Genomic DNA, 26,996 nt, shown 5'->3' with positions numbered 1-26,996 from the left:
AAAACAGGGATGTTTGACATGACGAATAGGAAGAACGCGCTGGCGTCGTCAGCGCGCAAGGGCTTCGACTACGCTGCCTACGAGATTTCCCCGGAGGTCTCCGCGGAACTCGAGGCCAAGGCGAAGTCGCTCGCGGATCTCGGGCGCAAGGAAACGGATCACGTTTTCCAGCTCGGCGCCCTGCTCGAGCAGGTGAGTGCTCATATCCCGGACGGCACGCTCGGGAAGTGGGTTGAAGCTCGCTGCAACATCACCGCGCGTACGGCGCGCAACTGGCGCGGCGTCTACCGCAACCTCGGTGGCTACCGGGACCGGGCGGTAGAACTGGCAGTCGGGCCGACGGTGCTGATTCAGTTGATCTCGGCGCCGGCGGAAAAGATCGAAGCGGCGTTCGCTTTCGCTGAAGATCAGGGTCGGATCCAGGTTGCCGATGTGAAGGCAATCCTGGCTGGCCACGAAGTGCCGAGCGAGAGCGTCGATCTTGGTGGTGTCCACGGTCTGAAGGCCATAATCGAGACGCGGACGCGAGAAAGCCCGGCGGCTCTCCTGCGAAATCTCCTGGGGCTTTTGAAGATCCTGTCCGGTGCTCTGGCCGAAGCGCGGAGGACTGGCAAGAGGATCAAGAAGAGCCGTATCGCGCCGAAAGCTGAAGTCCGTGCCTACCATGCCCACGAACTGCTGAGCAGTCTGGGCACCGGCGTTGGACCACAGGGCGACGGAAAGTCGACAATGAAGGTCGGTTTGCCATCGGCGTCCCGCTGGAAACAGGTCGAGGCGCTGCTGTGGAGACTTCGGGACAGCACGAACTGGGCCAAGGTCGACATCCTTGAGACATGGCTCGAGACGATCGTGATCCCGACGCTTATCTGGGCCACGTCGAAGGAAAAGTCGCTGGCATGGCCGTTGCCAGAAGATCAGTTGGCGTCGCGGCGCCAACGCTCGACTTTGCCGGGATCGAAGACGACGATCATGTCAACCTCGACGACCAAACCGAGGAGGCCGAGATGTTCGAAGCCGAAACGCTTTTGGACGCTGAAAACGTTGCGGCCGGAGAGATCGACGACCCAGTTGCTGCACTGCTTTCCGGCGCCAGAGGACCACGCCGGCGTAAGCTTGAACTGGTCAGGGACTGAACGATACGAAATGAGAAGGGGCTTTCGAGCCCTTTTTCCGATTCCAGCTTCCCGCATTTGGCCTGTGAGCCCGCCGTTAACTTTGTTCGGGCTCCGTTCTCTTTTTTGCCGCCAGGGACCTTGAGATCCGCCTTGGGTCCTGCGACATAAGAGGGGCTTCAGCGATGAAGCTTAGCGGCCCAAGGCAGCGCGCCAACGCTACCAAGGGCCTGACCCTCAAGCCTTCAGTACAAGGAATCGGGCTGTGACCTCTCTACCTCTTTTTGCTTTCCATTGGGAAGCATCCTGCCTGCTCTCGTCCCTTAAAGCGGCTACCGCCCTCCGTTCCGACTGCGAACGGCACTCGGCGTGACCGCGCCATCACCTGCGATCCACGGCTACCACGCGGACGATGCCATGTGCCGTCCGACGACCGGACGCTGCCGTCGATCGCTCTTTGGTTCTCAAGGGAGATCAAGCATGACCATCACCACGACCACTGCTTCTGCCGCCAACACCATCGTGCCCCACGCCGGCGCCGCCATGTCGGCGCCGTCCCGCGCATACGGGCAGCGTCCTGACGCCCGGCTTGAGCCGCCAGCGCTGCGCCGTCACCCGCATCTCGTCCGCTACAGCCATGTCGAGGCGGACTTTGACGTCATGATCGAGAAAGCGATCGCCGCCATTACCGATGGCGATCCGGTCGAAGACGAGATCCTCGGCCGTTACATCAATCTCGCCTCCATGGTCCGCGCGGTCTCTTTCCGGGAGGGTAAGTTGCTTGAGCAGGCGTTCGAACGCCTGTCGAAGCAGAACCCGGACCTCGTCGTTCTCGTCCAGTCGCTGAAGCTGCCGCTGGTGAAAGCCGCGGTCGAGGCGGTGACCGGCAACGACTGGAAGCACCTCGACGGTGTCCGTCTCGATTGCGAGGCGCCGGCCAAGGGTTACTATACACCGGACCTCATTCTGGTGAACCGCGCCAGACATCTGGCCTTCATCCTCGACCTGAAGCGTTCACTCGCCTCTTATGGCGATACGACCCGTCTCGAGGAACTGAAACTGAAGATGCTGGCCTCGGCGATGATCCTGCCGGACTGGCTCTACAAGAACCACAAGCGCCTGATGGTCGACAATGTCGGCGTGGCGATCGTCGATGGCGCCAGCCGTCCGAGCGATCATGCCAGCGGCGTCTGGGCGCTGAATGAGATCGACGACCTTCTGGAGATCGATGGCGCCGCCGCCTGCATGGCCGAACTGCGCGTGTGCTTCGGCCGCCGTGTCCAGACGTTGCTCGAGGCCGAGGCCTGCCGCGCGCTTGGCATTGTCGATCCGCTGGTCGCTCCGAGCACGCCGGCCCCGTCGCGTTTCCGCCTGCGGCGGAGCAATCAGCGTTCGTCCCTCGGTGTGACAAGCGTGGGGCAAGCGATGCGGGAAGGTCCGGAGCCGGACCGGCATGACATCTTTGTTCCAGACAATTTGCTCGACGAGGCGGAAGGTTCCCAGGACGATGAGGACGACGGCCGCCCCGTAGCCCGCATCCGCGTCGGCTTTGCGCAGCGTCTGCTCGACGCGTGAAGGCGTCCGCCCTTCGCTCTGGCTGAGGTGATGGCTGCGACGCTGATGCCCGCGGCCCGCCTTTCCCCGTTCCCTTCATGCTCTGAAGACGCCGGTGACCAACCTGGACCGGCGAGGAGATCTTGCATGTCCGCAGAAATCTTACCCACCTCATCATCGCCGCCCAAATTACGCGGTCCTGCCAGAACTGGCACTGCCATGTCCGGCAGTCGTCATCGCGTTTGCCAAGACGACCCCGCCCTGGTCGTAGGCCTCGCGCTCGCCTTCACCCGACAAGGGGATGGCGACGCCGCAGCCATTCCGCCGACGCTCCTTGATCGGCTGTGCCACCACGCATGGTCGGGCGATCCAGCCTGCCGTCTGGTTCTCGACTGGCTCACTGAGAAAGCAAGCACGCGGCACGATGGGGCTGTCTCTAGCGACCGTCATGCCGGTGTCCAGCACGCCGGTCCCGCGGAAATTGTTTCCACTTCGGCGGCAACCACCGTGGAGGAAAGCTGATGGATCGTCTGTCTTCTTTCCTGCTTCGGCGTCTGCGCCATCTGCAGCGCTGCGAGATCCGGCGGCTGGCTGTCCGCAACGGTCTGCTGATGATGACAACCGCCATCGTCGACGGCCTTGTCGTCGGCCGCTACGTTCCGGCCTTCGATCCCTCCCATCTGGCGGGCGAGGTGGACCGAGACCGGCAATGGATCCGCGATCGTCTCGCTGCCTTCCTGATCGACGCTCCGCAGGACGCGAGTGGGCGGCCCGACCTGCTGTCGGTCGCGCCTGTGTGGCCGGCGCAGCTCAGGCGACGCTTGCCGACCGGGAACGGCGCTGACGATGGTGCACTCGCCTATGCGGTCAGGGTTGTCGCCGAGGCAGGTGAGGTGCTTGGCATCAAAACGATGGCGACCGTCCTGTTGCTCGCAGCGGCCATGGAGGAATCAGGCGTTGAGTTGCGTGATCTGGTCGCGTTCCTTCGTCAACCCGCCGGGGTCTTCGCCGTGCAGGTGTCGGTCGACGGGTTCGAGCGGGCGCTGCCGCACCTTGTCGAAGAAACGGCCTTTGTACCGTTCGGTCCTTATGTCGGCATGGCCGCTGATTTTACCTTCGTGGACGAGCTCTGGAGCTATGTGGAAGGCAAAGCCAAACGCGTGTTCCTGCAGATTCCGGTCGCTCAGAGTTATCGCCCGAGCCGTTCTTCCATGCGCGCTCAATTGCTTTGGGCCTTGGCGCACGGCTCGCCGGTTCTCGCCGTGGCTGAAACCGACCACGGCGTTCCGGATCAGGTCGATCTAACAAGCGATGTACGACTGACGGGCGGAGGGATCAGTGTCACATTCCTCGCCGACTTGCTGGAAGCGGTCTATGGCGCCGATGCAGTGTTGTGCCATGACCGCCTCATCGCGGTGATCGATGCGGGCGCCCTGACGCTTGACGATCTCGCTATTGCCATCCGGCCTGGTCGACCGATTCTGTCCAGTATCGACGCACTGGCCGGGCTTGCGGTCCATAACCGTGAAGAGCGGCGCAGCGAGAAAGACAAAGACCACGCGGCTCCCTCGCGGCGGCTTATTACCGAGCACCCCAGCGGACGGGCATCGCACTCGTCGCAGGATCGTAGCGCCGAGGGCGAGACCGCATCGTCGTCGGGCAAACGAAAAGGCAGATCGAAAGCCCAGCCGACCGGCGCCGAAGTGATCCACCCCATGCCGGCAGATGATGGGACGCCAGGAGAGTGCCGGCCGCCGATGCTGGTGGAGACCCTGACCGGCTACGGCGGAGCGAAGGAGTGGGCGCTTGGGCTGAAGGCGGACCTTGCGGATTATCTGGCCGGCGATCTGGCCTGGTCCGACATGAGCACCAAGCTGCTTCTCTCCGGACCGCCGGGAACGGGCAAGACGACGTTTGCGCGCGCCATGTGCAACAGCCTGCGGATCCCGCTGGTCGTGACCTCCGTCTCGACTTGGCTGCAGGGTGAATATCTGAACGCCGTGCTTGACCGGATGGCAAATACTTTCGCGGAAGCGCGAGCACAGGCGCCGTGCATCCTTTTTATCGACGAAATCGACGGCATTGGCATGCGGGTCTCAGCTTCCAGACAGTACGCCGACTACTGGAACGCGTGCGTCAACAAGCTGCTTGAGTTGCTCGATGGTGTCGTGAGGAGCGAGGGTGTAATCGTTGTCGGCGCCACCAATCGCCCCCATGAAATCGACGAGGCCATTCGCAGGTCCGGAAGGTTGGAGACGCATATCGAGATCCCTCGACCCGACATCCTAGCCCTCGCTGGCATCCTCGCTCATCACTTGGGCGCTGATCTCGATGTCATCGTAGAAGCGGAACCTCAGGAAGGAGCAAGGCCATGAGTAGGGCGGCGGAACCCCGTAACGCGGCAGGTGAGCCGCATGGGGTCGATAACACAAGCACGAACCCAGGTGTCCGTGATCCCCGCGCGCATCGCGATGACGAAGAGATCGCACAGGCACTCCTGCGTTTGGCGACGCGGGCGATGGGCCTCACCGGCGCCGACATCGAACGCGTCGTGCGTGAGGCGCGGTTGAAGGCGCGGCGCGAAAAGCGTCGGCTGACCTATGCCGAGATCGAGGCCGGCATTCGTGGCCATCGGCCACCGGTCCCCTACGACGTCCGCTGGCGCTATGCGATTCATGAGGCGGGTCACGCCGTCGTCCATCATGCCCTGCGTCTGGGTTCCATCAAGGGTCTAACGATTGACACCAAGGACGGCGGCCACAATGCCCTGACGTTCGCAACTGGTACACCCGATACCGTGGAATGGTATGAGCGGCTACTCGCCATGCTGATGGCCGGACGTGCGGCGGAACTCATCGTACTGAACAACGTATCCGCAGGCTCCGGCGGCGCAGAGCAGAGCGATCTCGCCCGCGCAACGCGGATCGCACTCGACATGGAACAGACGTTAGGATTCAGTAGCCGCTATCCGCTGCTTTATCTCGAACACAAAGATCCGACCGCGATCCTCAGTCGAGACGCCGATCTGGCAACGCGGGTTCACCAGCGTCTGGAGTTTGCGCAGGCCAGGGCCACCGAGGTGATCTTCGAAAACCGAGTGGTGTTCGATCGGCTGGTCCGGGCGCTGTTCGATGCCCAGGCGCTCGACGGCGATGCGGTGATGGACATCCTATCCCCCACCTCCTAGACCTTGTGGGGACATGGGAGGTCAGGATGTCTGTGGCGGTCATTGCTCACTGCGACTGGAGTATCGACCGGAAAAGCGGTGGATGTGCGTCGCCGTGCGCCAAGGGACGAAGTGGTCTTGTCGGCGCCATTGTCTGTCGGCGAAACGAAGGAGCTCATCCCTCGGCTTCGAAACCGTGCCGAAACAGACGGCGCGCTGGTGATGGGTTTCGATTTCCCGATCGGCCTGCCGGTTGCTTATGGCAAAGTACTGGGTCTCGCCAACTTCCGCTCGGCGTTGGGAGCATTTGGCGCCGGGCGATTTGAGCGATGGTTCGACGTCGCGAAGCATCGAAACGACATTGCCATCGATCGTCCCTTCTATCCAATGCGGCCAGGCGGGACGCAGCGCCGACACCTGTTCGATGCCCTGGGAGTCGGAAGCGGCAGTGAGCTTCTCCGCCGCTGCGAACGTACAACGGCGGACCGTGGCGATGCCTGCATGCTGTTTGGACGCTAGGTGGCAATCAAGTGGGTAAGGCGGCCATTATCGGCTGGCGAGAGATCATCATCCCGAACCTTCCAGATCTTGCTCGATGGCCTTTCGACGGAAGCCTTGCTGAACTCACGAAGCCCGGAGCACCTGTTGTCGCTGAAGCATATCCAGGAGATGTCTACAGTCAACTTGGCATTCCGCGGCGCCCGGTGTGGAGTAAGCGACAGCAGGCTGGCCGCCGTTTTGCAGGAGCTCATCTTATGCTCTGGTTGGCCAACCGTCCGCATATCGACGGCGCGGCGCTGGAAGCGACGATCACCAATGGGTTTGGGATAGACAAGACTGGTGAGGATCGTTTCGATGCCGTCGTTGGTCTGCTCGGAATGATCGGCGTCGTCGAGCGGCGCTGCACTGAAGGAGCACCAGACGACGATGACGTCGCGACCTGGGAAGGTTGGATACTCGGCCAGCTGCCATGAGATCAGCGGATCGGCTCCGCGCCGACTGAAACGACGCGATATCAATTGCCGGCAACCTGAAACAAATTGCGCTCATTCGATTCAGACCTATGAGCGAACGATTCCAAAACCTCGACTGACGTTTCGATAGTCTCGACCAACGATTCCAAATCGTAATTTTCCGATTCACGAATTTTTCGGGGGAGGCCGCGGACGTCGCCACATTCCACCTGCTCGCTGAATCTCGGTCCGATGGTTTGCCGGCAATTTGTTTCGACGTGCGCTCAACTCGAGTCAAATTGCGCTCATTCGATTCAAAGCTCCGGAATTCCGATTCAAAACACAATGATTCCGTTGCCGCGACAAACGGGTTGCGCCGGTCCGCCGGTCCTCTGACCATGGGAGTGCCATCCATAACAAAAAGGGAGGACATCATGGCACGACAGACCCTCGACGAGCGGAACGCCAAGCAGCGGGAGCGGCAGCAGCGGCTTCGGGACCGGCGTAGGGATGAGCGGCGCCCGGATCGCGACGACGTCGCTCGGGCCCTGCTGTTCTGGGCGATCACCAGCTATCTCAAGGAAGGGCGGCCCGACCGGATTGACCAGCTTTCCGACGCGGCTGTCGCCGTGCTGAGCGACCAGGGCTTCAACGAGCGGGCGTCCTATGACGTCTTCGACAGCCTCGTCGATCGCTATGCCCGCGATGACCAGCCGTTCCGCCGCAAGGTTCACCTGCGAACCTGACGATCTCTTAGCCGCTTAATCTGATGACCGATTTTGCAAACGGCGTTCTCATAAGGGGACTTCGTCCCCCCGTTACTTCTTGAAACGCCGTTTGCAGAGGAATCGATTTTTTCAGAGTCCGCCGCCTTCATGCCCGGTCAGTTACCAGAGATTAATTGCCATCACAGTGGCGTTCGCCGGCGTTAACGTCGCGTCTCCAAAAAGTCCTGCTCAAGGTCTGGGAAGATCCGAAGGACTTCGCGGGCGCTCTGCAACTTAATCGGTGGCGCCACGGAGAAACTTTCTGGACGGTTGACCGCGGTATCATCGGTCCTGACGATCTGGCGGACAAGAATACGCTGTTGAGCGGGATCGAAGGCCGGGGGGCGCGCATGGCCAGACAGAGTTTAGCCGAGCGCAACAAGAAGCAGAAGGCTCGGCAGCGAGCATCGCCACCAATCCGCCAGACATTCTGCTGACGAACTATATGATGACTGAACTGCTGTTGACGCGACAGAACGATTTGGATTCGCAGGAAATTTCTAATGCCTCCCCGATGTCGCCGTCCTCGTTCGCCGCTTGCGTGATAGGTGCTCTCCTGACAAAGATCCAATTTGCATCGGAGCCAAGTCGTGGACGTAGAGCCAACTGGACTAAAGAAGCGTCGGACGATTACCGCCCAGGGGGCTCATCCCGTTGATATTCATGTGGGGCAGCGCATATTTCTAGCTCGCCGCGCCAAAAGGATGTCCCAACCTGTTCTCGCGGCTCGGCTCGGCATCACCTTCCAGCAAATTCAGAAATATGAAAAAGGCAAGAACCGAGTCAGTGCATCGGTGCTCTACGCGATCATGTGCGCGCTGAATGTCCCCGCGGCCTATTTCTTCGACGGTGTTGGAGCCGGGGGAACCAAGCCACTGGAGGCCGATCCTGTGGCGATGGAGGATATGAACGCCGTTCAGGCAATGCTTGCCAGCCAGGAGAATATGAAGCTCTTGCATAACTACCTGGGGGCGCCTCCTGCCGTACGGAAAGCGGTTCGCTCATTGCCTTCAAGCGTCGCAAAGGATGTGACATAGGTACGCGGCGTAGTCATTTGACCAGCTATTTTCGCGCAACAAAGCAATTCGCTGTGATTTTTAGCTCAAGATTTCACTTGAAATTGACAAAAAATCCTGGATCCAATTTCTGCTGACGGTTTCACGCATTAGGGCAGGGGACGCTTAAAGCCCTGAGGCTTCGGTCAAATTCACACGAAAGCAGACGTGTCGTAGGAGTTTTCGACCTTCGGTAGAGGAAGCAAACACAGCTCACAGCGTCCTATGCATAGGCCTTGCGGGTGCTCGGGGGCTGGCGGCGGCGACCTAGTTGCGGGCCCCGAAGGAGAGGGTTAGTGAAATAGCGGAAAATCGTCCTTTATCTATCGACTAAAACCTGGTCGTTCATTGCACAGCAGTCGGGAATCGCGATCGGCATGCGCCGTCCTCAACAGCATGCCAGCCTGCGAACAGCCGAAATCCGTCCGCTGTCGCGCAAAAGCAAACAAAGTCAATCGTCACAAGAGATAGAATCCGTCCAGCCTCGGATAGTTACCAACGCCGATATGTCGGGCACGCGCTCGCCGACCATCTTCAAAAGCAATCAGAGAAAAACTCTGCTGGGAAAATCTAAAAAAACGACTTACGTTTGACATTGAATTCAACGCGCGGGAGACGACCGTGAGAAGACTATTAAAACGTATCGCGAACGCTCTATTTCCTAGAACAGTCCACCGAAGACAGATTCGCATTCTCACAGATAAAGAGGTTGAGATCGGGCAGCTATCGAAACTGGTTGACCCATCGAAGGCTTCGATTGATATCGGCGCAAATCGTGGCCTTTATGTACATCATTTGCTCAAGCTCACGTCGAAGGTAATTGCATTTGAGCCTTTGCCAAGCATGCAACAGCAGTTGGAAAAACATTACGACGGCCTAATTGAACTGCATCGGGTTGCCCTGTCCGATCATGCTGGGTCAGCTGTAATTCGCATGCCAAGTGACAATCCCTCATGGGCAACGTTAGCGTCATCCAATAAGCTTGAGATGGCGGATGCCGATAAAGGCTTTGTGGAGCACAAAGTTCCGCTGATGAGGTTGGACGACTTCTCTTTTGACCAGGTAGGCTTCATTAAGATTGATGTTGAAGGTTATGAAGAGTCAGTCCTACGAGGTGCAGCCGCTACCCTACGACGGGAACGACCAACTCTCTTGATTGAAATCGAAGAACGCCACAACAAAGGTTCTGTAATGCGTATAGCTCAATGGTTGATAGAATTGAACTATCGCGTTTACTTTATCGACGCCAACCGACCAGTACCATTTTCACAGTTTAATGCTGCGCGAGATCAAGATATTCAAAACGTTGGCCTGACCGGCAAAGTCGGCCGCTATATTAACAACTTCATATTCGTACCCAACGAAAAAGCATCGGCTTTCGAGAATGCCTAGAGTGGACGACGAGCGGCCGACGCGTCTCGGAAATGGATAAGGTGCGGCCAAAACCATCCCAACGCGATCTTGTTCGATTGTGGCAGAGTGCAGGCGGCTGACATCTAAAATAGAAGGATTCCTCTTTCACAAAAGACTACTCGATTCAAGCTGCCAACATGTCTTCAAAAAGAATGTCGTCACGGAGAATGATTATGTTTTGGCCAAAAAAGAACCTGCACGCGGTCTCCAATGAGGCGGGCGCGCCGGACTACACATCTGTGTAGGTCGAATTCTATTCAGGCAATATATATGCGCTCCATCGAATTTCGTGGTAGCGAAGAAATCACTTTGTTGGTTCCCTGACGAGGAATTTCGAGCTGGAATCCATTTCTGTGAACGAGGCGTTGTGGTTGATCCCGTAATGACAAAGGTGACGACGCGCCGTACGGCGACTTTCGAAAATTTGATCCATTTCAAAGCAGACGGATCGACTGAAGCAACTGGGATCTCGCCAGCAGACGACGGAGCCATCCGACTTCCCACTGATGAATGCCTTTACAATAACTTCTCCTAAAGAAAAGAATCGATATGGCAGGGCTCGAAAATAGAAATACATTGGTTGGCTTGCAGTATGTTAGGGCGATAGCGGTAATATTTGTGGTTATTGACCATATTAATATTGTGATAGGTCTCGAAAAATACATCGGACGCAGGATAATCAATGTCGATAATCTCTTTCTTGGGGCGATTGGCGTGAATGTGTTTTTCGTGCTGAGCGGATTTATAATGGTGTTCATATCGCTTGATGCCAAGTCGCTCGCTCCGAAAGTATCGGTCAAATTGTTCTTCCTGCGACGGATAGAAAGGATTGTTCCATTTCTATGGTTTTGCGTCGCCGCCTACGCTGCCCTACGTTTTTTTGCGCGCGACGGCGAAGCCGATTGGTGGGCATATATAAGAGCTGCGTTCTTTTTCCCATATGGGACTATCAACCCCACGCAAGCATGGACACTCCGATATGAAATGCTATTTTACACAATTTTCGCTTTCTGGATTGCCTTCCCATTGGTGGGGCGTTACTTTGTAGTGTTATGGGTTGCCAGTCCCATGATTTTAAGTGTATTATCGTTAAGCGCGCCCGCCGATTTTCTATTTACCCCAATTAATATTCTTTTTGGCCTTGGCGCCGCCATTGGCATCATTTATAAGCTACGTCCTTGGGTATTCCGCAATAGTAACCTATCGGTAGCTATTATAGCATTGGCTTTTTGTGGGGCGAATTTCCTTTATTCGATTATATCATATTCTCATTATTTAATATCCACTGTGGTTTATTCGTGTTCACTTAGCGCTTTAATCATCGTGATAGCCGTGGGCGTTTGCCCCATTGGAGTTCCCTCGCTCAAATTTCGGTTCCTCGCATTCCTTGGAGACGCATCTTACTCGATCTATCTCACTCATGGCATTTTTCTGTCCGCTCTTGCAGGAATTTCCTCCCATTACCTAAGGCAGTTTCCGCTGCCCGCCATCTATACGTTAATTCTGGCGGCCGCTCTCGCAGGTGGAGCTTTAATACATGTCTACATAGAGCGCCCGATCATCGCCGTCCTTCGCAATGTGAGCAAGAGGAGTTGGAAGCTTGATGCTGTCGGCACGAACCCCCATTAAAAACACCGGCTGACCAGGTCGGCGCATGCGCCGCAGCGTTAAAGCCCACTCATTCGTTGATCGAGGCGCATGTTCTGGCGGCCGACCGGCTGCATGCCGACGACAAAAGACCGATACGGAACGCATATCGACCTATGTCCGGGATGATGGCCGTTCGGTGAGCAGTCTCCGCCGGCCGGCCTCTACTACGCTTCGCTAGACCGGCGGCAGGAGCATCCAGAACGCCACCTGAAGACTTTCACCGGCATGCTGCAGGTGGATGCCTATGGCGGCTGCAATTCCTCTGTTCAGGGTTGATCGAGATCGCGGTCCGCTGACGCAGGCACTTTGCTGGGCACACTTGCGCCCCAAGTTCTTCGTGCTCGCCGACATCGCTTTGAATACCAAACGTGGAAAGAACGTCGCGCCGATCTCGCCGATTGTACTGGAAGCCGTCAAGCGGATCGACGCTCCGTTCGACATCGAGCGCTAGGTCGTGGTGACGATTTAACTATTTGAGCCATATCGCGATTGCGGCGAGTTTGACGAAACCCATGAAGTTGACAAGCAGTTTGTCGTAGCGGGTTGCGACGCGCCTGAACTGTTTGAGCTTGCTGAAGAAGCGCTCGATGCGATTGCGCTCCTTATAGAGGTCAGCGTCGTAGCCGCGCTGGACTTTTCGGTTGCGCTTTGGCGGGATGACGAGATGCGTTCCGCTTTGCGCAATCCTGTCGCACAGATGATCGGCATCATAGCCTTTGTCGGCAATAGCAGCCCTGGCCTCGAAACCATCGACGAGGTCATGGGCGAAGGCAATGTCATTGCGTTGCCCTGGAGAGCCGATCAATCGTATCCCCACGGTGACGGCCGTCTTGTGATGTGAAGCCGAACATTGGAAGTCCTGGTGGTAGCACTGGGAGTAGTCCTATGACGAAGCAGCATATTGAGGTGATCACGTCGGTCGAGCGTCGCCGGCATTGGTCTCGCGAAGAGAAAGAACGGCTCGTAGCGGCGGCGTTGGAGCCTGGAACCGTTGTCTCGGATGTGGCGCGCTCGGCCGGGATTCATGTCAGTCAGCTATTCCGGTGGCGCAAAGAGCTCTGCCAAATGTCAGCGCCGTCCCTGCCGCCATTTGTCCCGATTGAGGTCGTGACGGCATTGCCACCACCCGATCCCGTGGAACCGGCACCACGGGCGCGCAAGAAGACAAGTATCGTGACGATCGAGCTTGGCCGCGGCCGGCGCATCCGAGTGGACAGCGATGTTGATACTGAGGCGCTCGGGCGGATCTTGGATGTTGTGGAGCGGCGATGATCCCGGTTCCGAACGGTGTGAAGGTGTGGCTGGCGACGGGTTATACGGACATGCGGCGGGGATTTCCTGGCCTGTCGCTGATGGTGCAGGAGACGCTGAAACGTGATCCGCATAGCGGCCATTTGTTCTGCTTCCGCGGCAGGAAGGGCGGCCTGATCAAGGTGATTTGGCACGACGGCCAGGGTGCCTGCCTGTTCACGAAGAAGCTTGAGCGCGGCCGCTTTATCTGGCCATCAGCGGCCGACGGGACGGTGGTGATCACGCCTGCGCAGCTCGGCTATCTGCTCGAAGGGATCGACTGGCGGATGCCGCAAAAAACCTGGCGTCCGAGCTCCGCTGGATAGTGGAAATGGCTGGAAAGGTGGGAGCGAATATGATTCCCTCTCGCCATGAACGATACGGCCGATCAGCTTCCCGACGACCTTGCCAGCGCGCATGCGATGATCCTCGCCGAGCGCGCGGCACGCCGTGAAGCCGAGGCCGTTGCTGCCCGTGCCCAGGCGGTGAACTCACATTCGGATGTGCTGATTGCCCGGCTGAGGCTGGAGATCGAGAAGCTCAGGCGCGACATCCACGGCAGCCGCTCGGAGCGCAAGGCACGCCTTCTCGAACAGATGGAATTGCAGCTCGAGGAGCTGGAAGCCGATGCCAGCCATGACGAACTGGCAGCCGAGATAGCGGCACGCTCATCGGACGTCCAAGCCTTCGAACGCAAGCGTCCATCCAAGAAGCCGTTTCCGGAGCACTTGCCGCGCGAACGTGTCGTCATTAGCCCGCCGACAAACTGCCCGTGCTGCGGCTCGGCCAAGTTGGTGAAACTGGGCGAGGACGTTACCGAGACATTGGAAGTGATCCCGCGCCAGTGGAAGGTCATCCAAACAGTGCGCGAGAAGTTCTCGTGCCGGGAATGCAATATCCGCGCTTCATCGATGGTGAGCGCAGAGCGCCGCCGGAAGATGTTGGCAGCACCTCGGGGTTCGAGGAATTCCTGAACGTTATGGCGAAGCCACGACATGCGCAGCATCGAGAGTTCTTGCGTTGGTATGGTGGCCGCTTTGACCCAGAAGATTTAAGCGTTGATATCATTCAAGACCGTGTCGCTAAAATTGCCCGCCGTCGGACACTCGGAAAAGCTGGATTGCGAAGAGCCAAAACCAGCAGCACTGACCAAATCTGAAAAACACAGAACGAGGCATCATGGGCTACCGCAACTCTGCCCTCTACACACTGAAATATGTCGCAGCGATGCTTGGTGAGGACGAAGACTTCTTGCGAGAATGTTCGATTGAGATGTTCTCTGAAGATGGCTGCTTGTGTGCATATGATGACTATCCGGCCTCGGAGCTGAGCGAGCACATCATCTTGTTCACCCAAGTGGGGATTGAAAACCTTCAACAGATTATCCGCAATCTTCGCGGAATTGGCGACCCGCCATCGAAACCAGTGGCAGAAAGAAATCGCAAAAAGCCTCGGCTACTGCGGTCCTGACCGGATGGTTACGATCAATCGAATGGGAAGGCCGAGTGCTTCTGTTGCTGCATGGATCTTCGTGCTCAAACCGCCGCGAGACCGACCCAGGCCCAGGCCCTGGGCATATCCGCCCCCCTTTTCCTTGCGGGCGCCGGCGGCATGCTGATGAGCGATCATGGAGAGATCAGAACATGCAGAGTTCGGCGGTTAGAAAGGCGGCCTTCACCGGACGCTTACATAACGGCGGGGCGTCGGTGAGTGCTGTTGCTCGAACGGCTTGTCGCCGACAGTCGCGAAAGCAGCCGGGGCAAGCCTCACCACCAATGTTTGTGCCAGCGCTGATCGATATTCCCGCTGAAAAGCGTTTGACGCGGTGCAAAACGACGGCAAGGAGCACTTCGCATCCTGCTGCCATTGAGCTCAATGCCGGAATTTCTTCAAAGCCGCGGGATATGAGGCAGACTAAGTGCGACACGCTTTGGCTTCATTATACACTCTGGAGGATGAGTTTTGTGAGGCTGTTCCGGAAAGCTAGAGTGCGTTTTTGGCAGGTATAAATTCCATGATTATAGGGGCGTTTCCAAGCGTAACGCTTACTTTCGAGGTGTCGTCATACTTAACAAGAAAAGTGTCGTCATGTAGTGGGTCGTAAACACGTACATTTGATCGCGTTCCGAAGGTTACGACGATATCTCTCTTCGGTCGATCTATCTCGGAATGTGTTTTATAGTCCCACATCTCGTCATTCCGCCAGATAACTAAATCATACGCTCCATTTTCCTCATTTATTATCAGCGTCTGCGCAATCGTTCCCAATCCTTCGATTTTGAGTCGATCTAGGGCTGGGTCGACGGCCGGAGAAACCTGCGACGGGCCTGTTTTCAATATCTCCATAAAGTTGTGAATGGCGATTGCAGCAAGCTTGGGCGTGCCATCGAAATTGAAGAGACCGTAGTGATTCTGCCGGGTAGCTTTTTCGCCGTCCAGTTTTTGGTCTTGTAGTTCGTAAAGATACGTTAAGTCGTATCCTTCACTTTTTGCTCGCAGTATTGTTTCCAATCCGTAGACCGCTTGTATTTTTTCCGAAACCCCACTTTGATCATTGAAGGTATTGTAGCCGGTCTCGCTCATTACGGCATGGTTTTTTGAGGCATATAAGCTTTTGTCGAGAGCTGTAAACTGAGCCCAGAACGTGCCGGGGACGACACCAAAAGGGGAATAATAGTGTACGTTTGCATAATCGGCGTATGGTGAAAGATCGCCTATTGAGGCGTAAAGATTTTTGTCAGTTCCCCCACCCGTTAGGCCGAGTACGTCAAGCGCCCCTAGAAGAGGAATTTGGTGAACCATATTGTATAGGTCACGCTGCAATCCGACCATATCACTGACGTGATTGCCACCCTTGTAGCGATAGTTGTTAAGGAGCACTTCATTAGCTCCTTCAACAAACCTAACGGCTTGGGAATTATGCATATATATTTTTTTTAAATAGCTGATATTTGATGGAAGGTCGTACGACCCATTTACAGGGGTTAAGACCAAATCCATTTTAATGCCAGCGTCAGCCAACTTATTGTAGTCCTTCAACATCCAGTCATACGCAGGAACATGGTCGCGGACGTTGGTTATACCCAAATAATCGAGGTTATCGATCACTCTATCGATGTTTTTATAGGACGTATCTTTGAATCCGATATGAATATTGACACCTAATGAATACTGAAAATCCGCTGCAGTGATCATGAAACACATGGCAACTCCTAGCATTTCTACCTCGCTTACCTCTTCTATAGATGCTCTTATGGGGAATTTATTAGGTCTATAAAGCTCTTCATTTACGCATATTCATGGATTATTTCGTGCAAGACATTGCGTATTTTGCGTAAAAGTCTTTAGCGGGATCTAGGCTAATGACGATCCACGAACTAACTATACCGTTGCTCCGCTTCCTGCAAACTCCAGAATGGCTCCTGCGCGCTAAGCGCCTGCAAGCCTGCGGGCCAATCCGCGGCGGTGGCGCTGCCCGTTTGGGGAAAGCCGATACCGAGCTTGCAACTTACCATGTGACAGCTTTTGTCGGCCTGGCGGAGCTGAAGGTGCGACAAACATGAAGATGCGCATAGAGGCGGCTTCGTGAATGCGAATATGTCAGAAGATTCGCCAAGGTCATCGTCGGCGGGCGGGCGCACCTCTGGCAATGAATCGAGCAGCGACAGTGTCGACGGAACAGTACACCATGGCCTGATGGGAAACTTGCCGACGGCAATCTTGCAGATAAGCCGCTCGACCGTCGATTGAGGCAATTAGTGGAAATGGGCGGTTCGATCGGTGCGGGCACCTAGCCTGTCGGGCTGGGCCAATACGAGCTTCTCGAATGACCGCGTCGGTGAGGTAGAGTCTTTTCTGCTCATTTCCAGTTCATTCCTGGCCGATGTGTCGCGTCGAGCCGGAACCCGACGGCAGGATACGGCGGAGTTTACATATCAACGAGAAAGCAGATGCCAACCATGCTCACGTGAACAGCTGCAAGGGCAAAAGTCAGGCGCTTCAGGATGCACACGATTATGGAATGCTGAGGGATTCGAGCCTAGCGGTCACGCTTGATGGCCTGCAGTTGGGGCTTTCGCGCCATCAAGTCTGGACCCGGCTCAAACACACGACGGCGTTGAGCAAGAAGATTAGTCTGACGCCGGTATCCATTGAGCAAAAGGAGAGTTCCACGGCTGAAAATATCCGGCATACCGTTGCTTTTGTTTGTGGGGGCCGAGGTTTGCGCGTCGGCGACTGCGAAAGCGAGATCTACCCGGCATTGCTCATGATATCGATACCTGGTCCGCACATGCGTCGATCGGTTGGCGCGACGGTGATGACAAGATTGCCACCGAAAATCTTGTCCTCGTATTTGATGGGCGGCAGTCGTGCGCGAGCGAAAGCTTCTCGTTTCCGCCGGCTGCTCACACCGCGCCATTTGACGTACCAAAAGCTGCCGAAGCTCTAAACGCCACCGGATGAAAGTTCGGCGGCAGATCATCGGTGACTTCTATCTCTGAAATTATGGAAAATCGTTACAAAAGCAAAATCGCGTGGTTTCGATTGATCAAAGGATGCCTTGTCTCCGCTTATGGTTTCTCTTTTGCCGCACTCCCCAGCCGTTTGCTGGAGAATTTCTCTCGTAATCTCCTGCGCCATTGTTTATTGCTGCTTCGATCGTTGCTGGAGTTGGTAAAAATGAAATTTGTCTTTATCTCAGGATAGCCCTCCGGGACGCTTTCGTCGTGCTTTTGCTCCTTTTTACTCAGGATGAGACGCGGTGAGATAGTGTTTGGGTGTGCGCGGAGCGCCGCCGTAAAGGCGTCTAGATTCGGATTTTTATGTGGCCATCATTTCGTATCTTCTCTATTTTTCTAGAAACGGCGCAATGATAATTATGCTTATGTAGAAGAAACGCTTTCCTTGCTCCGGAATCGTTATATTGATCGCGGTCTACACATAAGTTCCCTCTTCAACCAAAATGTGAATAGTCAGATTTATGCGATTTGTTCCAAATTATGTTATATCGATACATAAATCGATTAATTCTATTGCGACGACGGGTCGAGATACCGTAGCAATAACCGCTGCGGCCGTACTGGCCGCTCTGACCCAGTGGTTGGTTATTGTCGCGATTGCGCGAATTGAGGGGCCGACCGAACTAGGGTATTTTTCTTTTGCTCAAGCCATAGTGATACCGGTCTCCTATCTAGCGTGGCTTTCTTCCCGACAGCAAATCCTGGCTGCCGCTGATTTCACGGCCATAGACAGACATGTTCTGCTACGATTAGTCGTGCCTCTCGCACTCTTTTCCTTCGCATTTGTTGTCGTGGTGTTTGGGTTAGGCCGCTTCGAACTCGTACCATATCTGCTTGCGGCAATCATAATGAAGTATGCAGAGGGTATCTTCGACATATGGAGCGCGATTTTGCAGGTACAGGCGAAATCGATGAAGATGCTCCGTTTGACGATCGTGCGTGTGGTGCCGGCCAACATTCTCTTGGTCGCGACCTATGCCGTGACCTCCAACATAGTACTCGGTTCGATCATTTCATTTCTCGCCATGGCGTCGGCGTCTTTCTTTTTCGAAAGAGCGGATATTGCAGTAGCGCTATCTGTTATGCGTCAGCGATGGCCTGGACTGGGTGTATCGCAGTTGGTCTCTCTCATTCGCCTGAGCTTCCCACTAGCATTGGCAAATCTCCTTATGTCGGTAGCGCCTGCAGGTCTTCGTTTGGTGGTGGAGCATAAGTTTGATGCTTCGACACTCGGTTACTTTAGCGCGATTAATCAATTCGTGACGCTAGGTAGCCTGGTCCAGACAGCCTTTGGACAAGCAATCCTCCCTCGTCTCGCGTATCAAGCCCGCCAACGAGCGTGGGCACAGTTTTGGCGCACCCAACTTGGCGGGATTGGATTTATGTTGTGTGTAGGGGTGGTTGCGACCGGCGCGTCCTACGCAATCGGCAGCCAGGTGCTGCTCATGATTTATGGAGAGAGATATGTTGAGTATTACTCCTTTCTTATCGCCATGGCCGCCGCGGCTGGGTTTCAGTACGCAGGCGCAACCGCCGGGGTCGGTGCTTTTGCAATGCACCTTAGGAAAACGATGCTTTTGTCGTATTGTGTTGTTTCTGTTGTGACGCTTTCTGCTGCCTATTTCCTTGCTTCTTCCTCGGGTGTCTTTTGCATACCAATCGCACTGGCTGTCGGTGGACTCTGCCAGATCGGCGTTTTCACATTTGCTTTTTGGAGAATTCAATATTCACAGAGGGGGATTTGATAGTTTGGAGAAAGCTTTATGACCACCCGAAACAGGTATTGAAAAAGCCCCTTTGACGGCGGCTTAGCTCCCTTTAATATTTGAAAGATCCCCTTTAGAGCCTACCAAAAAGCATTCAAGCGAAAGCAGTCAATTGTGATTGCGTGCATTTGCTTGGGAGAAGGGAGGGCACGAATATTAGAATCCTATGAGCTTTCTTACAGAAATTGCTTTCGTTGGGCATTCTTTTGTGCGATGCAGCAGCCGAGGCTTGGGGTCAACTGTAAAACGATCGATCGACAGGATGTAGAGCAACGAATTCATTTTCGGGCGCACCGTTTCGCTGTTGGCGGTGGCTTGTGACTATCTATATTCAAATGAGGTCGCGCAGATGACTGAACGTCGCTAGTTTCGTCCATCGATTAATTTAGTCTTGATGCAATCCCGGAATGGAATTGCAAATGAAATTTTCTGAATTTGGGTTCCTAAAAATGACTGCAGCTTTCGGCACTTCGGGATTGCGCGGACGCGCGATCGATTTCATCCAGGACGTTTGCACAGGATATGTTAGGGCATTTCTCGAGCGTTGCGCATCGCAGGCAGCCGCACGTGTTGTCTATGTGGCCGCGGACCTGCGAGATTCAAGCCCGCGTATCGCTGGACAGTGCCTTGCGGCGGTGAAGGCGGTTGGCTGGGAGCCCATCTGGGCAGGCAACGTGCCGACGCCAGCGGTAGCCGCCTATGCTATGGCGCGCTCAGCGCCCGCGATCATGATCACTGGTAGCCACATTCCCGAAGCCTATAACGGCATCAAATTCTACCGGCCGGATGGCGAAACCTCAAGGAAGACGAAGCGCCGTTACGGAACCGCGCCGAGGAAATTATCGCTGAAAGCCGCGCGGTGACCGCGCTCGAACCTGGCGCAGCGCTTGCAGCCGTGGCGGAAGATTACGTCGCGCGCTACGTCGAGGCATTCGGCAGCAACGCGCTCGCCGGACTCAAGGTCGGCATAGATCTGCATTCCGCTGTCGGCCGAGATCTGACGGTAACAATTTTCGAAGGCCTCGGCGCCGAATGCCATCCCTTCCGGCGTGTTGACGGCTTTGTCGCCGTCGACACGGAGGCGCTCGATGCCGAGGACGTCGCCCGCGCCCGCGCGCTGATCAATGATAAAAAGCTGGATGCCGTCGTATCGACTGATGGCGATGGCGACCGGCCACTAGTGATCGACGATACCGGCCGACAGATCAATGGCGACGTGCTGGGCGTGCTGACGGCCAAGGCGATCGGTGCAAAGACCATTGTCACACCACTGTCGTCGACCAGCGCGATCGAACAATCCGGCTGGTTCGATGTCGTCGAGCGCACGCGCATCGGCTCTCCTTACGTCGTGGTCGGCATGACAGCGGCTAAGATAAGCCCGGTCGTCGGCTTCGAAGCCAATGGCGGCTTCCTACTGCAGGACGACATTTCACTAGCTAAGGGTTTGCTGAAAAGGCTTCCGACCCGTGACGCTATGCTGCCTGCGGTCGCCTGCCTGGCGCTCGCCAAGGAAATAGGCCAGCCGTTGTCCAAGCTTGCCGCGACTCTGCCCTCGCGCTTCATGAAGGCCGATCGCGTCAAGGACCTGGCGCCTGACAAGGGCAAGATCTTCCTCGATAGCGTGCAATCCTCGGCCGATTTCCGCGCCGGCATAGATGCTCGTATTGTCACCCCGGCAGAGATTTCCACGCTCGACGGCGTGCGCATGGCGCTCGGCAATGGCGATACAGTGCATTTCCGCCAGTCGGGTAATGCACCGGAAATGCGCATTTATGTCGAGACCGGCGCGATGGAAACCACTGACGAAATGTTAGATACGTTGGCGCAAGTTCTTCGCCGCGTTTTGGAGGGATTGGATTGAGAATGTCGAACGAACTGATCGTACCCGTTATACTTGCAGGTGGTAAGGGAACGCGGCTTTGGCCCTTGTCGCGGGTTGCCCGGCCCAAGCAGTTCCTGGCGCTGACCGGCGATCTGAGCCTGTTCCAGCTGACGCTGAAGCGTTTGGAAGATCCGAACCGTTATGACAAACCGATCGTGGTGACCAATTCTGAATACCGCTTCCTCGTCGCCGAGCAGGCGCAGGAAGTTGGCATAGAACTGACCGCCATCGTGCTCGAGCCGATAGCCCGAAACACCGCACCCGCGATTGCTGCCGCAGCCCTGGTTGCTGCCAAGGATGGTCCGCGCCTCGTGCATGTGCTCCCATCCGACCACAATATCGGCCTCGATGAGACCTATCTCAAGGCCATCGACAGTGCGGCCGCCGCCGCAAAGGCCGGCCGCCTTGCTACCTTTGGCATCATCCCGACATCGCCGGCTACCGGTTTCGGCTATATCGAGGCCGGCGCCAAGGAGCAGACGGGATCCTTTGCGGTTAAGCGCTTCGTCGAAAAGCCGAACGAGGAAGAAGCCAAAGGGATGATCGCCAAGGGCGGTTTCTACTGGAATTCCGGCATGTTCCTGTTCCGCTCTGACGTCCTCATCGGTGAGTGCCGCGAGCTGGCGCCGGAAGTGCTGTCAGCAGCCGAAGCCTGTGTTGAGGCTGCCCATATCGACCTTGACTTCACCCGCCTCGGTGAGCCCGATTTCGCAAAGGCGCCGGACATTTCGATAGACTATGCGATTTTCGAGAAGACCGCGCTTGCCTCTGTTGTGCCATCCCCGATCCAATGGTCGGACCTCGGCGCCTGGGATGCGGTGTGGAAGGAAAGTCCGGCCGATGATGCGGGCAATGTCACGCGTGGCCCGGTCAATCTCTACAATTCGAGAAACTCCTTCGTGCTCTCGGAGGGCGCCCATGTCGCCGTCAATGGTGTCGAGGGCGCAGTCGTGGTCGTCTCCGAGGATGCCGTCTATGTCGGCAAGCTCTCCGATGCGCAGGACGTCGGCCAGGTGGTCAAGGACTTGATGAAGAGCCCGAAGACGGCGAAGCTGACGGAAGAACATCGCACCAGCTACCGTCCCTGGGGCGGCTATTCGTCGGTGCTGATGGGCGAGCGCTTCCAAGTCAAGCGCCTGTTCGTCAAGCCGGGCAAGCGGCTTTCGCTGCAGAAACATCATCACCGTTCCGAGCATTGGATCATCGTGCGCGGCACGGCCGAGGTTCAGATTGGCGACGTGGTGCAGATGATGCGTGAGAATCAGTCCGTGTATATCCCGCAGGGCGACGTCCACCGCCTCTCCAATCCTGGCAAGATCTTACTCGAATTGATCGAAGTGCAGACCGGTTCCTACCTCGGGGAAGACGACATCATTCGGCTTGAGGATACGTTTGGACGGACGTAATCGCAAAGGCAATTGACCATTCTCAAAGATCGGTAGCACGGCTCGGGCGAGCGACAAGTGCTCCGGCGTGCCCATCTCACTTCGCATATTTGCCGAGGTGCGGTGCCTTTTGATCAATTTGCTAATAGCGCCTCTTATAGAGATCTGTCCTCCTTACAGGAAACATTAGTTCGATCTAAATTAAATAGAAATGCGACACATCGTCGAACCCGATCTCCTTCGACAAGAATTTTGATGTGTCGCGTTAAGATCTCAATTTTTAAGAAAGCAACTTTAACGAACTCGATAGAGGCGTAACTCGCCGAATAGTATGGATTCCATATAATTCAAATTATATGCATTAAGGACACTTCCCAGTTATAAATCGTGTCCGATTGACGCAACAAAAAAACCTATATATTGCGGGTAACGGAATATTAACCTTGTAATTTGGAGTGGAAAAAATGGCGATTATCGGTGGGTCTACAGGCGAGTTCCTCATTGGCACCGTGGCCAATGATGAAATATTCGGCATGGGGGGTAACGACAACATCGAAGGCCTGGCTGGTGATGACATCATCAACGGTGGAGATGGATATGATTTCGTAGTCTATAGCGGACATGGAGCTGTTACGGTCGACCTCGCGGCAGGCACGGCTACTGGCGCGCACGGGAATGACACCCTGATTTCGATTGAGGGTGTGAAATCCGGTGACGGCGATGATTTCCTCTTCGGCAACAATCTGGCCAACTCGCTTTGGGGCGGAATCGGCAACGATTATCTTGATGGCCGTGGTGGCAATGACTTTCTCGCAGGTGGCGCCGGTCACGACACCCTCATGGGCGGCGATGGCAATGACGGTCTCTACGGCGACACAGGAAATGATATCCTCAATGGCGGCGCCGGGGACGACCACTTGAACGGAGGCGACGGCTACGACTACGCGCTTTTCGGCAGCGCAACCGATGTCGACCTCGAGCTGGGAACAGCGGCGGGTAGCGATGGGCACGACACTTTGTACAGCATTGAAGGCATTCAGGGCTCGAACTTCGCAGATACCATCAAAGGCTCTGAAGTCGCCAATGCCCTATATGGTAACGGTGGCGATGACGTTATCGACGGCAAAGGTGGTAACGACTTCATCAGTGGCGGAGAAGGAAATGACCACCTCTTCGGGGGCGCCGGCAATGACTCCATCCTTGGTGGCAATGGTAACGACAGCCTATACGGCGGCGAAGGCGACGACCAATTGAACGGTAACGCCGGCACTGACGAAATCCATGCTGGCAAGGGAAATGACGTACTTTATGGTGGCGCTGGAGCGTACGTGGACTATTTTCACTTTGCCGCTGGCGATGGCAGCGACCAGATCATGGACTATGGCGTCTCCAAGACTGCCGATTATCTTGTGCTTAATGGCATAGCTTCTTACACGATTGATCATAATGCGGGCGATACAATTATCACCTATGGAAATGGCGATGTAATTACGGTCGTCGGCAGCACCGTCGCTGCTGATCACATCCTTCTCGCCTGAAGACCAAGCGGCCGGCGCCCCGGAGGTGCCGGCTCCGACTACTGACAAACCCGTCGATATTTTCGGCGGGTTTTGCTTTTGGAGGTCAGCCGTTTTTAAGTTGGGTTCCGAGGCGAGACGAAGTTGGCGCGTCGAACCGGCCGTCATGGCGGTATCCAAGTACCGCACGACATGAGGCTCGACCGGTTGCGTGGCGGTTGGCATTCGGTGAAGATCGAACGTGTCGCGCGCCGGCGGTGCCGGACCTCGACCCCCTCGACCTCATCGAGGCGACGCGCGCTCGCCTGCCCACACGAGGACATCGGCGCGCACTAGATACCAGGAATCACGGAGGCGCTTGCCGACCGCAGCCACGAACACATCGGGGATGGCAAGATCCAGCCCATCATTTCAACACCCACTAAGGAGACCTTCCTCTGGAGCGGCCGCACATCGAACAAAAGGCCAAGCGCGTAAAGGCGGCTTCGCTCGACAGCTCGGAATAACGGGCATGGCCGCCTCTCTTTGTCTTACGCCTTGCCGCTCGCCACAACGAAACGGCATCCGGTGTCAGCCACGCGGTCAGGCCAACCTACCGACGCATACTCCGACCAACTCGTCACCCTGAATTTCATCTTGGCGACGTGATGGCGGCGAGTAGCGTGTGCTTGAAGGCATGGTCGAGCTGAGCATTATTGAGGCACCCGGTCGCTTAAACCAGGACCACTGAAGGAGCCAAGCAGCGCTCTTTTCTCACAACGCCGCCTGCAGGAAAACAGAAATTACAGAACACTATCAGCAATGTGCGGACAGTCCACGGGCGCGTACTGGATTGCCTTAACTCGATCGATGGCACTGATCGCTGCGATAAAATTCAGCCGTTTTGGGATCCAAGTAAGGCTGAATTCACTTATGGCGACGCCGCCTTCAATACTCAAGACCGGCGATGAAACGATGAGGTCGACGGTCATCGAGGCGATGAACCTCTAGGTTGATACCGGAAATGACATCGCTGTTGTGGCAGTAACAACTCGGCACGGGTGATGACGAGGTGTACGAGGGGGCGGCTACGTATGGTGTCGAAGCTGTCTCTGGTGACGCCTCGGCAGTCACGTCTATTTTGCCGAATCCGACGGCCATAGGTACGTTGCGAATCCGTTTTTCCAAATATTAGTATCGCCATTTAAATATTAACTGTGTCGGTCTATCCCGAGAATAGGTTACTTAATGGCGCTTGTACCGCGATGGCGACGACATCGCCGCCACCATCTCACAGCAATAGCTCTCAAAGAGTGAGTTATATATCTATTATTGAACTTGTTCGCCGAACAATATGTAGGCATACCTACATATTTCGTCGTCTTGCTTGTGCAGCTTGTATCATTTGGATTCTATTTAACCCACCTTCACGAGTGAGCGGATCATTGCTGCCATTAACCTTAAAAATGAAAGATGGAAAGACTTGTTATCGGATCCATTTCTTGTGGTTGAAGTTTAAATTGGCTGTGTATATAGAGCGGCAGCGGCTTGTGAAGCTTCCATTCCCAAGCCAGTATTGAATACGTTTATTATATTAGGAACTTACATGAAGGTCTTGCACTTCGCGCAGAGCGCCGCCGGAGGAATTTCTTCGTATTTTGACGAAATAGCAGCTTATCAGATCCAGCAATATGGCTCCGATAACGTCGTATTTTTGGTTCCAAAAATTGACATAGGCAACTTTAGCAACGTTCCAACCGAAAATATTAGAAGCTTTGATTTTTCATCCAGGAAGGCTCTTCATCTACTCAAACTTGCGTTCCATGTTCGGAAGATTGTACGTGAAGAGCGGCCAGATATTGTGCACCTCCATTCGACATTTGCGGGCTTCCTTTACCGTGTCGGGCAAGCTTTCTCCCCTCTGCCGTCCCGTATTGTATATTGCGCGCACGGATGGTCTTTTAGTCGAGAGGGGTGGTTTAAAAATAAGGTCTTTTCTGCCGTGGAGCGGTGGCTAAGCCGTTACTCAGACATAATAATAAATATATCCAAGCACGAGCTGAAAGTTGCTTCGGCGGCCAAGATAGAGGCGAGAAAGCAAATTCTAGTAGTAAATGGTGTGTCTGATACATTCGATGGAGAACATGATGGCAGCCGTACCGATGATGGTGCGCTTTCTCCGCCTGATTCGGAAATAAAACTTCTTTTTGTTGGGCGACATGATCCCCAAAAGGGATTGGACATACTTCTCGATGCTATGATGTTGCTGCCGCGCGACGGATTTAGACTTTTCGTCGCCGGTGCGCCCGTAATTTCAAAGTCTCGTCACGACCATGTTGAAGCTTTGAGCAACGTTGTATTTTTAGGGGCGATTGATCGACGGGATGTTCCTGACTTGATGCGGAAATGTGATTGTGTCGTAATGCCTTCGCGCTGGGAGGGATTTGGGCTGGTTGCAATAGAAGCTATGCGGGAGCGGCGCGCGCTGATCGTTAGCGACCGAGGGGCGCTCCCTACGTTGGTTGAAACAGGACTAACGGGGTTTGTCTTAGAAGACCTCACTGCTCAGTGTCTGGCAAAAACCATCTCAAGCCTTCGTAAGGACGATCTGATGAAGATGGGGGCCGCGGGTCGCGATAAGTATCTTGCTCATTTCACCGCCGAGCGTCTGAACTCTGAACTTGATGAAGTCTACAACAGTGTGGTTACGCAAATTGGATCGGACGCGATCTTATTTTCCAACCCATCCTTTCGCGAAATTAGTTCTCCGATGTTGGAATCCTAATACTACATCTGCTTTTGCTGAAGAATCAGAATTGTCGTCCGCATGCTGGCAACGAAGGAAATGGCGGTGGATGTCTCTATTTGGTCTGGTTCGAGCCTTCGATTGGAAGGTGGAGTCGGAACCTTTGGAAGCCGACTTGGCGTTGTTTTCAACGCTAGGAGGCATGGGAGAGTTTAGGGGCTTTTTATCGGGGAATTGACGC

Annotated in this window: 23 protein-coding genes and 5 pseudogenes; 24 read left to right on the top strand and 4 right to left on the bottom strand. The window is 55.4% G+C overall.

Annotated elements, in window-relative coordinates:
* Positions 1-18: 18 nt before the first annotated feature.
* A complete protein-coding gene (locus CO667_RS22570; protein WP_143540739.1) occupies positions 19-1,257 on the top strand; it encodes a hypothetical protein in 1,239 nt (412 codons plus the stop codon).
* Between the two features lie 335 nt (positions 1,258-1,592).
* Complete coding sequence (locus tag CO667_RS22565) at positions 1,593-2,687, top strand: hypothetical protein (RefSeq protein ID WP_245433203.1); 1,095 nt, start codon at positions 1,593-1,595, stop codon at positions 2,685-2,687.
* A gap of 168 nt (positions 2,688-2,855) precedes the next feature.
* Here the strand turns inward: CO667_RS22565 and CO667_RS22560 are convergent, their stop codons facing one another.
* Positions 2,856-3,116, bottom strand: coding sequence for a hypothetical protein (locus CO667_RS22560; protein ID WP_097620486.1), 261 nt, complete (start codon positions 3,114-3,116; stop codon positions 2,856-2,858).
* A 71-nt stretch (positions 3,117-3,187) separates the two neighbouring features.
* Between CO667_RS22560 and CO667_RS22555 the strand changes: the two genes are divergently transcribed.
* From CO667_RS22555 to CO667_RS22515, 10 genes and pseudogenes are all read left to right on the top strand, one after another.
* A complete protein-coding gene (locus CO667_RS22555; protein WP_097620484.1) occupies positions 3,188-5,041 on the top strand; it encodes an ATP-binding protein in 1,854 nt (617 codons plus the stop codon).
* Positions 5,038-5,853 carry an ATP-dependent Zn protease gene (locus CO667_RS22550; protein WP_097620482.1) on the top strand — a complete coding sequence of 272 codons (816 nt, stop codon included), beginning with the start codon at positions 5,038-5,040 and terminating at the stop codon, positions 5,851-5,853. The genes CO667_RS22555 and CO667_RS22550 overlap by 4 nt, the downstream gene beginning before the upstream one ends.
* A gap of 117 nt (positions 5,854-5,970) precedes the next feature.
* Positions 5,971-6,351 (top strand): hypothetical protein, encoded by a 381-nt coding sequence (locus tag CO667_RS35645; protein WP_210421747.1) that lies wholly within the window; start codon positions 5,971-5,973, stop codon positions 6,349-6,351.
* A gap of 11 nt (positions 6,352-6,362) precedes the next feature.
* Complete coding sequence (locus CO667_RS35640) at positions 6,363-6,806, top strand: hypothetical protein (RefSeq protein ID WP_210421746.1); 444 nt, start codon at positions 6,363-6,365, stop codon at positions 6,804-6,806.
* A 413-nt stretch (positions 6,807-7,219) separates the two neighbouring features.
* Entirely contained in the window at positions 7,220-7,531 is a 312-nt protein-coding gene (locus CO667_RS22540) for a hypothetical protein (protein WP_097620481.1), read from the top strand.
* Between the two features lie 155 nt (positions 7,532-7,686).
* Positions 7,687-7,989 carry a hypothetical protein gene (locus CO667_RS22535; RefSeq protein WP_097620480.1) on the top strand — a complete coding sequence of 101 codons (303 nt, stop codon included), beginning with the start codon at positions 7,687-7,689 and terminating at the stop codon, positions 7,987-7,989.
* A gap of 153 nt (positions 7,990-8,142) precedes the next feature.
* On the top strand, positions 8,143-8,589 hold the full coding sequence (locus CO667_RS22530) for a helix-turn-helix transcriptional regulator (protein ID WP_245433199.1): 447 nt from the start codon (positions 8,143-8,145) through the stop codon (positions 8,587-8,589).
* A gap of 639 nt (positions 8,590-9,228) precedes the next feature.
* Positions 9,229-9,999, top strand: coding sequence for an FkbM family methyltransferase (locus CO667_RS22525; RefSeq protein ID WP_179874198.1), 771 nt, complete (start codon positions 9,229-9,231; stop codon positions 9,997-9,999).
* Between the two features lie 570 nt (positions 10,000-10,569).
* Positions 10,570-11,649 carry an acyltransferase gene (locus tag CO667_RS22520; protein ID WP_097620477.1) on the top strand — a complete coding sequence of 360 codons (1,080 nt, stop codon included), beginning with the start codon at positions 10,570-10,572 and terminating at the stop codon, positions 11,647-11,649.
* A pseudogene (locus CO667_RS22515) lies at positions 11,646-12,118 on the top strand (transposase); the annotation flags it as partial. The gene CO667_RS22520 and the pseudogene CO667_RS22515, both read left to right, overlap by 4 nt.
* Positions 12,119-12,139: 21 nt before the next feature.
* On the opposite strand, the pseudogene CO667_RS22510 reads toward CO667_RS22515, so the two are convergent.
* Positions 12,140-12,487, bottom strand: a pseudogene (locus CO667_RS22510) (IS5 family transposase); the annotation flags it as partial.
* 68 nt (positions 12,488-12,555) lie between these two features.
* Here CO667_RS22510 and CO667_RS22505 point away from each other — a divergent pair.
* The 5 genes and pseudogenes from CO667_RS22505 to CO667_RS22485 all read left to right on the top strand — a co-directional run bounded on the left by CO667_RS22505 (position 12,556) and on the right by CO667_RS22485 (position 14,430).
* Complete coding sequence (locus CO667_RS22505; RefSeq protein ID WP_097620476.1) at positions 12,556-12,942, top strand: transposase; 387 nt, start codon at positions 12,556-12,558, stop codon at positions 12,940-12,942.
* The gene (tnpB, locus tag CO667_RS22500) at positions 12,939-13,286 is read left to right on the top strand and encodes an IS66 family insertion sequence element accessory protein TnpB (protein WP_097620474.1); all 348 of its coding nucleotides are present in this window, start codon (positions 12,939-12,941) and stop codon (positions 13,284-13,286) included. Before CO667_RS22505 ends, tnpB begins: the two co-directional genes overlap by 4 nt.
* A gap of 96 nt (positions 13,287-13,382) precedes the next feature.
* Positions 13,383-13,853, top strand: a pseudogene (locus CO667_RS22495) (IS66 family transposase zinc-finger binding domain-containing protein); the annotation flags it as partial.
* Entirely contained in the window at positions 13,850-14,119 is a 270-nt protein-coding gene (locus CO667_RS22490) for a plasmid pRiA4b ORF-3 family protein (RefSeq protein WP_245433196.1), read from the top strand. The pseudogene CO667_RS22495 and the gene CO667_RS22490, both read left to right, overlap by 4 nt.
* A 20-nt stretch (positions 14,120-14,139) precedes the next feature.
* Positions 14,140-14,430 (top strand): hypothetical protein, encoded by a 291-nt coding sequence (locus CO667_RS22485; protein ID WP_097620473.1) that lies wholly within the window; start codon positions 14,140-14,142, stop codon positions 14,428-14,430.
* Positions 14,431-14,442: 12 nt separating this feature from the next.
* On the opposite strand, the pseudogene CO667_RS22480 reads toward CO667_RS22485, so the two are convergent.
* Positions 14,443-14,583 (bottom strand): annotated as a pseudogene (locus CO667_RS22480) (IS5/IS1182 family transposase); the annotation flags it as partial.
* Positions 14,584-14,943: 360 nt separating this feature from the next.
* Positions 14,944-16,164: a hypothetical protein gene (locus CO667_RS22475; protein WP_143540738.1), complete on the bottom strand. Its 1,221-nt coding sequence runs from the start codon at positions 16,162-16,164 to the stop codon at positions 14,944-14,946.
* 158 nt (positions 16,165-16,322) lie between these two features.
* Here CO667_RS22475 and CO667_RS34945 point away from each other — a divergent pair, with 158 nt between their 5' ends.
* The 7 genes and pseudogenes from CO667_RS34945 (at position 16,323) to CO667_RS22440 (ending at position 26,794) form a co-directional block, all read left to right on the top strand.
* On the top strand, positions 16,323-16,523 hold the full coding sequence (locus CO667_RS34945; protein WP_143540737.1) for a hypothetical protein: 201 nt from the start codon (positions 16,323-16,325) through the stop codon (positions 16,521-16,523).
* A gap of 458 nt (positions 16,524-16,981) precedes the next feature.
* Entirely contained in the window at positions 16,982-17,410 is a 429-nt protein-coding gene (locus tag CO667_RS22470; RefSeq protein WP_097620469.1) for a hypothetical protein, read from the top strand.
* Between the two features lie 531 nt (positions 17,411-17,941).
* Positions 17,942-19,225 (top strand): hypothetical protein, encoded by a 1,284-nt coding sequence (locus CO667_RS22465; RefSeq protein ID WP_097620468.1) that lies wholly within the window; start codon positions 17,942-17,944, stop codon positions 19,223-19,225.
* Between the two features lie 470 nt (positions 19,226-19,695).
* Positions 19,696-21,107, top strand: a pseudogene (locus CO667_RS22460) (phosphomannomutase).
* Between the two features lie 2 nt (positions 21,108-21,109).
* Positions 21,110-22,534: a mannose-1-phosphate guanylyltransferase/mannose-6-phosphate isomerase gene (locus tag CO667_RS22455; RefSeq protein WP_097620467.1), complete on the top strand. Its 1,425-nt coding sequence runs from the start codon at positions 21,110-21,112 to the stop codon at positions 22,532-22,534.
* Between the two features lie 443 nt (positions 22,535-22,977).
* Positions 22,978-24,051, top strand: a complete 1,074-nt coding sequence (locus CO667_RS22450) for a calcium-binding protein (protein WP_097620466.1) — start codon at positions 22,978-22,980, stop codon at positions 24,049-24,051.
* Between the two features lie 1,564 nt (positions 24,052-25,615).
* Positions 25,616-26,794, top strand: coding sequence for a glycosyltransferase family 4 protein (locus tag CO667_RS22440; RefSeq protein ID WP_097620463.1), 1,179 nt, complete (start codon positions 25,616-25,618; stop codon positions 26,792-26,794).
* Positions 26,795-26,996: the final 202 nt, after the last annotated feature.

It is taken from the genome of Rhizobium sp. L43 (assembly GCF_002531725.1).
Taxonomy (GTDB): domain Bacteria; phylum Pseudomonadota; class Alphaproteobacteria; order Rhizobiales; family Rhizobiaceae; genus Rhizobium.
This window is presented reverse-complemented; position numbering and strand designations above follow the sequence as displayed.